We start from the raw sequence: 9,217 nt of genomic DNA, 5'->3' as shown, positions 1-9,217 counted from the left end.
TCCAGACAAGCTTACGCAAAATGGGAAAGCGGTGCAACAGTACCCGATATTAAAAAATGCAAACGTCTTGCGGATGTATATGGCGTAACGATAGATAGCCTGTTGAGCACTGCAACACCTGATGGAAAGACAATGATGCCGCCTCCGCCAAAGGGCAAGAATATCTGGGGCAGTGTTGCAATAAACGAGCGTGGACAGCTTGTGATACCGAAGGAAGTTCGCGAGAGATTCGGACTTACAGGCGGTCAAAGACTCATCGTCCTTACCGATGACAAAGAGGGGATAGCACTTGTACCTGCTCAAATGTTTGAAGCAAGGCTCAGACACGCCATGGAATATGCTTCTGCACAGCCTGAGGAATGAATTACTGAGTCTTTATTTCTCTGCTACTTATATGAGCAACCGCATTTTGTAGTCTCGTTTTCAGAGAAAAAGGCAATATGCACACGGAATGAACACTACTGAAGGACAGTATAACGATATGAAGGAAGCCAGACTTCCTAAAGGAAAGGATATGCCCTATGCGTTATGAGGGCATATCCTTTTTTCGCATTCACTGCAAAATGAGGAGGCGTTTATCATTTCACCACAAAAAGAGCATATTTCACCACATTATTTACCAGGCTGCGTTTTTCTGTGCTATAACCAGAAAAAACGAAAGGACTGGTATCTATGAAAAAATTTCTTATCGTATTAATCATTCTGGCTATTGCGGGCGGTGCGGCTTGGTTCTTCCTGCTTCGTCCCGAAACAATCTCGCAGGAAACACTGACGCAGGACTTTGAAATGCACCGTCAGGCATATGAGGATGTTGCGTACTAACTCGCCGCAGTTGGGGAGTAAGCAACAGCTACAAAGTAATGAAGCTGAATCAGCTGATAAGAGGATGGATAAACTACTTTAAAATAGGTAGCATGAAGAAGCTTTGTGAGAAACTCGATGCAAGAATACGTACACGTATGAGAATGTGCATATGGAAATTCTGGAAAACACCTCAAAACAGAGCGAAAAACCTGTTAAAACTTGGTACTGACAAAGGCGCTGCAATGGTAACAGCATATGCAGGCAATCGTGTTGCATATGTATGTCAGAGAATGGTACTAAGCTTTGCAATTAATAAAGAGAGACTAACCCGATTTGGATTAGCCTCAATGTTAGATTACTACACCGAAAGATGTGTTACTTGTTAAGTTGATTGAACCGCCGCATACGGAACCGTAGGTGCGGTGGTGTGAGAGGTCGGCGGCTTAAATGCCGCCTCCTACTCGATTTTGACCGACATGGGCACAATCCAACGGGTGAAGGACCCGAACACGCTTAGGTAGTGGGAAGTATGTAGCTGAACAACAAGGGTGTCAGCCGTGAGCCAGAATCTGAAGAAAGCTGTAAGCAAACCTCTTACCTGACGAACAGAAATCGCATATAAAGAAACAGTAACATATCAATATATAAAATTTATCAAAATAAGATTCAATTCACTCTTTATTTTAAATGACAAAACATATATATGCGCTTTGTAGAAATTGCCAGTTTTTTCATATGCTTTGTAAACTTTTATTTGAAAGCATTGAATCACCAATATATTAATGGTAAAATAAATTAGAGATGGGAGTGATGAATATGTCAGAATATTTTATTTATTATTCTGCGTCAAATATAGTTAGCTGCATCGTTTTTGGTATAATGTTGGCACATGACCGGTTAAGCATTGATAAGCAGGAAAAACAGTTGAAATATGATGATGCTCTTATCGCTTTTATGTTATATTTTTTATCAGATGCAATATGGTCCGGTGTAGATTCTGGAGTTTTTCCAGTAAATAGATTTACGGTCTTGACAACAAATTTTATAAATTTTATCATTATGACTGCAATTACATCAAGGTGGCTGATGTATGCAATGGCAGTGGAACAGATTCCAATTAGGGACAAACGAAGTACTAAAATTATAATCTTCATACCATTTATTGTTTCCGTTATAGGTGTTATTATAACATATATATTGGCTCCTAATCTTCTTTTAGACGAGAACTTAAAAAACACAAATTTGTATGATGCATATCTCGTAAGCATTCCTTACATTTATATTATAGTTGTTATCATATATGCTATAAAGAAAGCCATAACGGAAAAAGATCCGATAGAAAAGAAAAATCACCTTTATATAGGCTTTTTCCCTATTATGGTTCTGGCAGGCGGTTTGATGCAAATGATATTGATGCCACGGCTTCCGATTTTTTGCTTTAGCTGTATGATACTTATGATTATTTATTATATTCAATTTATGGAGTCTCAGATATCTTTAGATCCTCTTACAAAATTGAATAACAGAGGTCAGCTTACACGATATGTATCACAAAATTCAAACTTGAAAATAGACGATAGAAAAACATTTGTCATAATGATTGATATAAATGATTTCAAAATGATCAATGATACTTATGGCCATGCTGAAGGTGATAATGCTTTGCTGATAGTAGCTAAATCATTGACAGTAACACTTCGTAACCAAAGTTTCCCTATGTTTCTCGGACGTTATGGCGGTGATGAGTTTGTGTTGATTGTATATCCTGTAAATGAAGACGAAGTAAATACACTTATAAAAGAAATAAGAGAAAGTATCCGAAATAATTGTAAAAACGAAAATAAACCATATATTTTGTCAATAGGTATAGGATATGATGAATTTCTTGGCAATCAGGACACTTTTTCAAATTGTATACAGCGTGCAGATAACAAGCTATATCTTGATAAAGAATATTGCAAAAACAATGGGGAGCTTACAACCTGTAAATAGCTGATTAGTTTTGCTATCAAAATGATAAATTAGGTATAGAATAACGGAGGATATGTAAGATGATTTCAGAGAAAGAACGTAATGTTTTTGAAGGAATGGCAATACCACAGATTCTTCTTTCATATAATAATGGAAAAATCAAAATAGAACTTGTGAGCGACAGTTTTTGCAATATGACAGAAATTGACAGAGATAGCATCCAAAATAATGTTGCTGAATTAGTTCATCCCGATGACTTAGCAAGCCTTTCGGTATGTTTTCTCAAATTTGTTGAAGAACACAGCAATCTTGATGTAATGTTCCGAGTTCTTGACAAAAAGAGGAACTGTTATATACTGATACATGGTACTGGTCTATGGCAACTTATGGAAGATGGTACGGAGATGATACTGTTCTATTTTGACGATACCAGAAGGATACAGAACAGTATCAGGCATATTTATAGTTGCCTTAAAGAGAAAGACCCTAAAGCAGAATATAATGACGCTGTGACAGGTCTTCCTAATCTGAAGTATATGCGTCGGTTTGCAGATGAGAAGCTCAACAGTTTTGGTGCATGTATTACGCAACAGGTATTGATATATATTGGTGTAAAATCCATGCGTTCTTATAATGATCGATATGGATATGACAAAGGCGATGCACTTATGTTACTTATCGCAAAGACTATTAAGGAGGAATTTCCATCTTCATTCTGTGGACGTGCTGTGGAAGATCATTTTGTTATAATGGATGAATTCTACGGATATGAAAATGTTATAAATAAAATTAATTCTATAAATCAAAAGATTAAGAAAAATGCTTACGGTATTACAGAAGGCATTCGAGCAGGCGCTTATGTAGTTAATCCCGAAATCAAGGCGATGAATGCTTTTGACCATGTTAGGCAAGCTCTCAAAGATATTGGTAAGGATATGAATGTTATCTGCAGATTTTACTCGGACGAACGTGATGGAGAGCTGCTGACGGAACGTCATATCATAGAGAGTTTTGAAGAAGCAATGGAAAAGAAAATGATAAGAGTTTTCTATCATCCCATAATTTGTACAAAAACATTGAAGATTTACGCCATAGAAGCACTTGCAAGGTGGATTGATCCTCTTCGTGGTATGATTTCTCCAGGTGAATTTATTCCGGTTCTTTCGCGTTATCATCTGCTTTATAAGCTTGACCTTTACATGGTTGAACAGGTTTGTAGGGAGTTTGAGGTTAGAAAAAAATCAGGACTACCCCTTATTCCTGTAACTGTTAATATTTCAGCACAGGATTTTGACTATGTTGATGTACCCGAAAAATTGAGAAAAATATTAGAAAAATATGGTATTGATTCAGACAACATCATAGTGGAGATAACTGAACAGGATATAGCAAAAGGTACAGACAGCTTTAAAAAGCAGCTCTGTAGCATCCGTGAAAATGGTTATCGACTCTGGATAGATGATTTTGGAAGTGGTTATTCATCACTTAATGTTCTTGGTCAATATGATATAGACAGGATCAAATTCGATATGGCATTTTTACGCCATATTGATGATAATAACGGTAAAAATCGTCGTATAATGAAAGCGATTGTAAATATGTGTAGAGAACTTGAGATACATACATTGGCCGAGGGTGTTGAAACAGAGTCTCAGCTTGAATTTTTGCAGGAGATTGAATGTGAGTTGGCGCAGGGGTTCTATTTCTCCTATCCCAAACCTATTGAAGAAACTAAAAAATGTTGAGTATTATTCAATACAAAGCTTTATTTACCGTAGTTAAATGCTACTTGTACAACAAAAAGTTTTGAAATAGATAAGCCGTCATCTGACGGCTTTCTATTATTATTCAAGGTCCCAGCCGTTATCGCCGTGGTAGATCATTTGCTTTGTCATTCCTCCGTCAATGCAGATGTTCTCTCCTGTGATGAATCCTGCCTTGTCGGAGCAGAGAAACAGCACCATATTCGCGATATCAAGTGGATTTCCTACACGTCCGCAGGGCTGCTGATAAGCGTCAGGCCCTTCGTAGACCTTATAGGAAGTATCAATCCAGCCTGGGGAGATTGAGTTCACTTGCACCTTGCCTGCAAGACTGATTGCTAGAGCGTGGGTAAGCGCAGCTATACCGCCCTTGGCCGCAGTATAGCTCTCGGTCTGAGGCTGACTCATGCGATCGCGGGAGGAAGAGATATTGATTATACTACCGCCTTTATTGAAGAAAGGAGCGAAAAGCTTTGACAGATAAAACGGTGCAGTTACTCCCACAGAGAGAGCGTACTGGAACTCCTCATAGCTGCACTCATCGATACCTTTCATCAGCGGCAGAGCGTTATTGATGAGGTAGTCGATTCGTCCGTGCTCTGCTATAACCTGTTCCGTAAACTTTTCAAGAACTACTTTGTTAGAAATGTCTCCAATGAAATGGTCGCCCTCAGCTTTGTCGATAACGCAGACTATCGCACCGTTTCTGCGAAATTCCTCAGCTATGCACTTGCCGATACCATTTGCGCCGCCTGTTACTACGGCAACCTTATTTTTGAACATAAGATCCTCCCTGTCTTTCTTTTATAAATATAGTTTTGGTTTTATGTGACTTTGTCACAGATAAGTATCGCTTAATGCTGTATACTATTACACAGGAGGCGATGAGATGAAACGAAAAGCTAATGTTGATAAAAGTCTTTGCGTAGCCTGCGGCTGCTGCGTCAAAGTCTGTCCGAGGGCAGCTATAAGCGTACCATATGGTATAAACGCAGTTATTGATGAAACGCTCTGTGTGGGCTGCGGAAAATGCGTTAAAGAATGTCCCGCAAGTGTTATATCACTGGAGGAAGTAGACAATGAAAGCTAAGAAAAAATGGTACGATTATCTGTGGATATTCTCACTGACTTACCTTATCCTAGGATTTGTGAACATCCTATTTGCATGGCTTGGCATGATCTGCTTCATTGCTCCTCTTATTATATCTATAGGTTGGGGGAACAAAGCGTACTGCAACAAATTCTGCGGACGCGGGCAGCTTTTTTCCATGCTTGGCGGACATTTCGGACTTTCACGGAAAAAGGATATGCCAAAATTTATGAAGTCTAAGTATTTCCGTTACGGATTTCTAATATTCTTTTTTACGATGTTCTTCATAATGCTTTGGAATACCTATCTTGTATTCGCAGGTCAGCGACCACTGGGACAGAAAATAAAGCTGCTGTGGACATTCAAAGTTCCTTGGCACTGGGCTTATCACGGTACTCTATTCTCAGATGGTGTCGCACAGTTCGCATTCGGATTTTACAGTATCATGCTAACATCAACTATACTCGGATTGATTACAATGATATTTTTCAAGCCCCGTTCATGGTGTGTTTACTGTCCTATGGGTACAATGACCCAGCTGATATGCAAGGCTAAGAACGTGACAAAGTCACAGACCATCACTAAAGAATGAAGTATAATATAAGTACAATAAAACAGAAAGGAAGTTTTAAAATGGCAGTTTTGAATGTTACAAAGGAAAATTTTGCGGAGATAAGAGCGAGTGAAAAGCCTGTTCTTCTGGACTTTTACGCAGACTGGTGCGGTCCATGCAGAATGGTGTCTCCTATTGTTGACGAGATAGCAAAGGAACACAGCGAGTTCACAGTAGGCAAGGTCAATGTAGATGACCAGCCTGAGCTTGCTGCAGCATTCAGAGTTTCAAGCATACCCATGCTTACAGTTATGAAAAATGGAGCGGTTACTGCTCATGCAGTCGGAGCACGTCCAAAATCAGCTATACTTGATATGTTAAAGGGTTAAGTCGCGCAGCCGCTTCTTGTCAAGTATTCTTATGCCCTTGCGTGAGACTTCAACTATACCTTCGTTAGAGAAATATTTCAGCATGCGTGACACAACTTCACGGGCAGAGCCAATGTATTTCGCTATCTGTTCCTGTGTCAGCTGAATATTGTCTGAGCCTATACGCAGAGCTTCATCATGTAAGAATATTGCAAGACGCTTGTCAAGACTCATAAACATTATCTGCTGCATTACCCACATAACATCGGAGAAGCGTGAAACAGCTGTTTCAAGGGAGAATATCCGTATCTCGGGATTGCGTTCAGATACCTCTTTGTAAGCATGACCACTTATGATACAGCATTCGCTGTTCTCCTCTGCGTCAATGACGACTTCAAAGGTTATTGACTGCAAAACGCAGGATGCGGAAAGCATACACATATCACCCTTGTGCAGACGGTACAGAGTCACGTCCTTTCCTTCCTCTGACATGATATAAACACGAAGACTTCCGCTGCAGACGAAAATCACTCCCGAGCAATCATTGCCATTGTGGAGGTTAGTACCTTTTTCGTATTTGTGTATCATAGAATTATCGCAGATATATTTGTGGTCATCAGCTGATATTTTGTCCCAGAACGGGAATAATTCACTGTAGATTTCTTCAAACATAATTTTTCCTTTCGGAGGTTGAAAATGAAAACTATTATTATTGGCGGCGTTGCAGGAGGAGCTTCAGCAGCCGCAAGACTTAGAAGATTAAAAGAAAACGATGAGATAATCATTCTCGAACGAGGCGACTATATTTCTTTTGCAAACTGTGGTCTGCCGTACTTTATAGGCGGAGAAATAACCGACAGGAATATGCTGACATTGCAGACTCCCGAAAGCTTCCGCAAGCGCTTCAATATTGATGTGCGTGTTAAAAACGAAGCTGTGAAAATACTGCCTGAATCCCATACAGCCATCGTGCGCGATATTGATACAGGCAAGGAATATGAGGAGACTTTTGACAAGCTTATACTCTCTCCCGGAGCTGAACCCATTCGTCCGAAAATAAGCGGCATTGATCTCCCACATGTATTTACTCTTCGTAATATTCCCGATACTATGAAGATCAAAAGTTTTGTTGCCAACAACAAGCCTAACAAAGCCGTCGTTGTCGGCGGCGGATATATCGGTGTAGAAATGGCTGAAAATCTTGCAAACTCAGGTATTGAGGTTTCAATAGTCGAATTTGCAGATCATCTAATCGCATCGCTTGATGCAGATATGGCAGCTGATGTTCACCGATATATCAGGAGCAAAGGAATAAAGCTGTTCCTGAACAGCGGTGTTACAGAGATAACTGATAAGAAAATCATTATGCAAAAGGGAAGTATCGAAGCCGATATGGTGATAATGTCCGTGGGAGTCCGTCCTGAGACTTCACTTGCAAAGGAATGCGGTATAAAACTAAACAGCCGCGGCAGTATCATAGTAAACAGCCGTATGCAGACAAACTATCCAGATATTTACGCAGTTGGTGATGCAATCGAGGTCAGTGAGTTTTTAACAGGCACATCTGCATTTATACCGCTTGCGGGTCCTGCCAACAAACAGGGACGTATCGCAGCGGACAATATAGCTGGTATTTTTTCAGAATACAAGGGAACACAGGGTTCAGCTATACTGAAACTGTTTGATATGACAGTTGCGACTACTGGTCTGAATGAGAAACGTGCAGCTGCCGAGAACATCAACTATGACAAGGCATACGTTTTTTCAGCTTCTCATGCTTCATATTATCCCAATGCAACGAATATGTCAGTAAAGGTTCTGTGGGACAAGAATACCAGGAAGCTGCTGGGAGCTCAGATAGTTGGCTTTGACGGTGTTGACAAGCGTATGGACGTGTTTGCGACAGCAATCCGTTTCGGTGCAGAAGTCACCGATCTGAAAGAGCTTGAACTCTGTTATGCTCCGCCTTTCGGAAGTGCTAAAGATCCTGTAAATATGACTGGTTTTTTGGCTGAGAACGTCATAAACGGTACAGTGAAGCAGTTTTTCTGGCATGATGTTGAGAAGCTTCCTAGAGACGGAAGCGTCACTCTACTTGATGTACGTACAAAGACTGAAATTGCTCGGGGAATGATAGATGGATTTATCAATATCCCTCTAGATACTTTGCGTGACAATCTTGACAAACTGCCTAAGGACAAGCCTGTATATGTTCATTGCCACAGCGGATTACGCAGCTATATAGCCTGCCGTATACTAAGTGGAAATGGCTACGACTGCTATAACCTTGCTGGTGGATGGAGGTTGTATGAATCGGTTATCAATGACCGTACAGTCCCTGAATATATATGTACAGAATGCAAATAGTTTTTCAATCTGTGCCTCCTGCGGGAGGCACTTTTAAATTATATAGACTTTTTAATCCATTCCATAATCACATCAACTATATACTCCTGTTCATCTTTTGTTAGAACTTTACCGGAAGGAATGTTATGCCATTTTTCAATGCAGCTGCGGCAGCAGCAAGCTGTTGCGTGTTGAGCGATAAAAACCGGATGTCCTTTCATTGGAGTTTGTTTACCATCATTTTCAGGATTTTCAGGTGAAAGACGTTTTTCGATAAAATCACATGCATGACTTCTGATAATGTCTGTGCCCTTTTCAATGA

General features: G+C 40.0%; 12 protein-coding genes. 9 read left to right on the top strand and 3 right to left on the bottom strand.

Annotation, left to right across the window (positions count from 1 at the left end; genetic code table 11):
* The 5 genes from J6U00_RS09520 to J6U00_RS09505 all read left to right on the top strand — a co-directional run.
* Positions 1–363 (top strand): helix-turn-helix domain-containing protein (locus J6U00_RS09520; protein ID WP_296581315.1); only part of this gene is annotated, 363 nt, incomplete at its 5' end.
* 309 nt (positions 364–672) lie between these two features.
* Entirely contained in the window at positions 673–822 is a 150-nt protein-coding gene (locus tag J6U00_RS15185) for a hypothetical protein (protein WP_365718656.1), read from the top strand.
* Between the two features lie 38 nt (positions 823–860).
* Positions 861–1,190: a group II intron maturase-specific domain-containing protein gene (locus tag J6U00_RS09515; RefSeq protein ID WP_363252085.1), complete on the top strand. Its 330-nt coding sequence runs from the start codon at positions 861–863 to the stop codon at positions 1,188–1,190.
* Between the two features lie 430 nt (positions 1,191–1,620).
* Positions 1,621–2,796, top strand: a complete 1,176-nt coding sequence (locus tag J6U00_RS09510; RefSeq protein ID WP_296581313.1) for a GGDEF domain-containing protein — start codon at positions 1,621–1,623, stop codon at positions 2,794–2,796.
* A gap of 59 nt (positions 2,797–2,855) precedes the next feature.
* Positions 2,856–4,520 carry an EAL domain-containing protein gene (locus J6U00_RS09505; RefSeq protein ID WP_296581311.1) on the top strand — a complete coding sequence of 555 codons (1,665 nt, stop codon included), beginning with the start codon at positions 2,856–2,858 and terminating at the stop codon, positions 4,518–4,520.
* A 99-nt stretch (positions 4,521–4,619) separates the two neighbouring features.
* On the opposite strand, the gene J6U00_RS09500 is transcribed toward J6U00_RS09505, so the two are convergent.
* Positions 4,620–5,321, bottom strand: coding sequence for an SDR family oxidoreductase (locus tag J6U00_RS09500; RefSeq protein WP_296581310.1), 702 nt, complete (start codon positions 5,319–5,321; stop codon positions 4,620–4,622).
* A gap of 106 nt (positions 5,322–5,427) precedes the next feature.
* On the opposite strand from J6U00_RS09500, the gene J6U00_RS09495 reads away from it, so the two are divergent.
* The 3 genes from J6U00_RS09495 to trxA are packed head-to-tail and all read left to right on the top strand — an operon-like array spanning position 5,428 to position 6,570.
* Positions 5,428–5,628 (top strand): 4Fe-4S binding protein, encoded by a 201-nt coding sequence (locus J6U00_RS09495; protein ID WP_296581309.1) that lies wholly within the window; start codon positions 5,428–5,430, stop codon positions 5,626–5,628.
* A complete protein-coding gene (locus J6U00_RS09490) occupies positions 5,618–6,220 on the top strand; it encodes a 4Fe-4S binding protein (RefSeq protein ID WP_296581307.1) in 603 nt (200 codons plus the stop codon). The genes J6U00_RS09495 and J6U00_RS09490 overlap by 11 nt, the downstream gene beginning before the upstream one ends.
* Positions 6,221–6,261: 41 nt before the next feature.
* Positions 6,262–6,570: a thioredoxin gene (gene trxA / locus J6U00_RS09485; RefSeq protein WP_296581305.1), complete on the top strand. Its 309-nt coding sequence runs from the start codon at positions 6,262–6,264 to the stop codon at positions 6,568–6,570.
* Here the strand turns inward: trxA and J6U00_RS09480 are convergent.
* Positions 6,559–7,221: a Crp/Fnr family transcriptional regulator gene (locus tag J6U00_RS09480; protein ID WP_296581303.1), complete on the bottom strand. Its 663-nt coding sequence runs from the start codon at positions 7,219–7,221 to the stop codon at positions 6,559–6,561. The two genes, trxA and J6U00_RS09480, sit on opposite strands and share 12 nt — an antisense overlap.
* Before the next feature lie 24 nt (positions 7,222–7,245).
* Here J6U00_RS09480 and J6U00_RS09475 point away from each other — a divergent pair, with 24 nt between their 5' ends.
* Positions 7,246–8,916 carry an FAD-dependent oxidoreductase gene (locus J6U00_RS09475; protein WP_296581300.1) on the top strand — a complete coding sequence of 557 codons (1,671 nt, stop codon included), beginning with the start codon at positions 7,246–7,248 and terminating at the stop codon, positions 8,914–8,916.
* A gap of 38 nt (positions 8,917–8,954) precedes the next feature.
* On the opposite strand, the gene J6U00_RS09470 is transcribed toward J6U00_RS09475, so the two are convergent.
* A partial coding sequence (locus J6U00_RS09470; RefSeq protein ID WP_296581298.1) for a DUF4186 domain-containing protein occupies positions 8,955–9,217 on the bottom strand: 263 nt, incomplete at its 5' end.

It is taken from the genome of Ruminococcus sp. (genome assembly GCF_017650195.1).
Classification (GTDB): domain Bacteria; phylum Bacillota; class Clostridia; order Oscillospirales; family Ruminococcaceae; genus Ruminococcus.
This window is presented reverse-complemented; position numbering and strand designations above follow the sequence as displayed.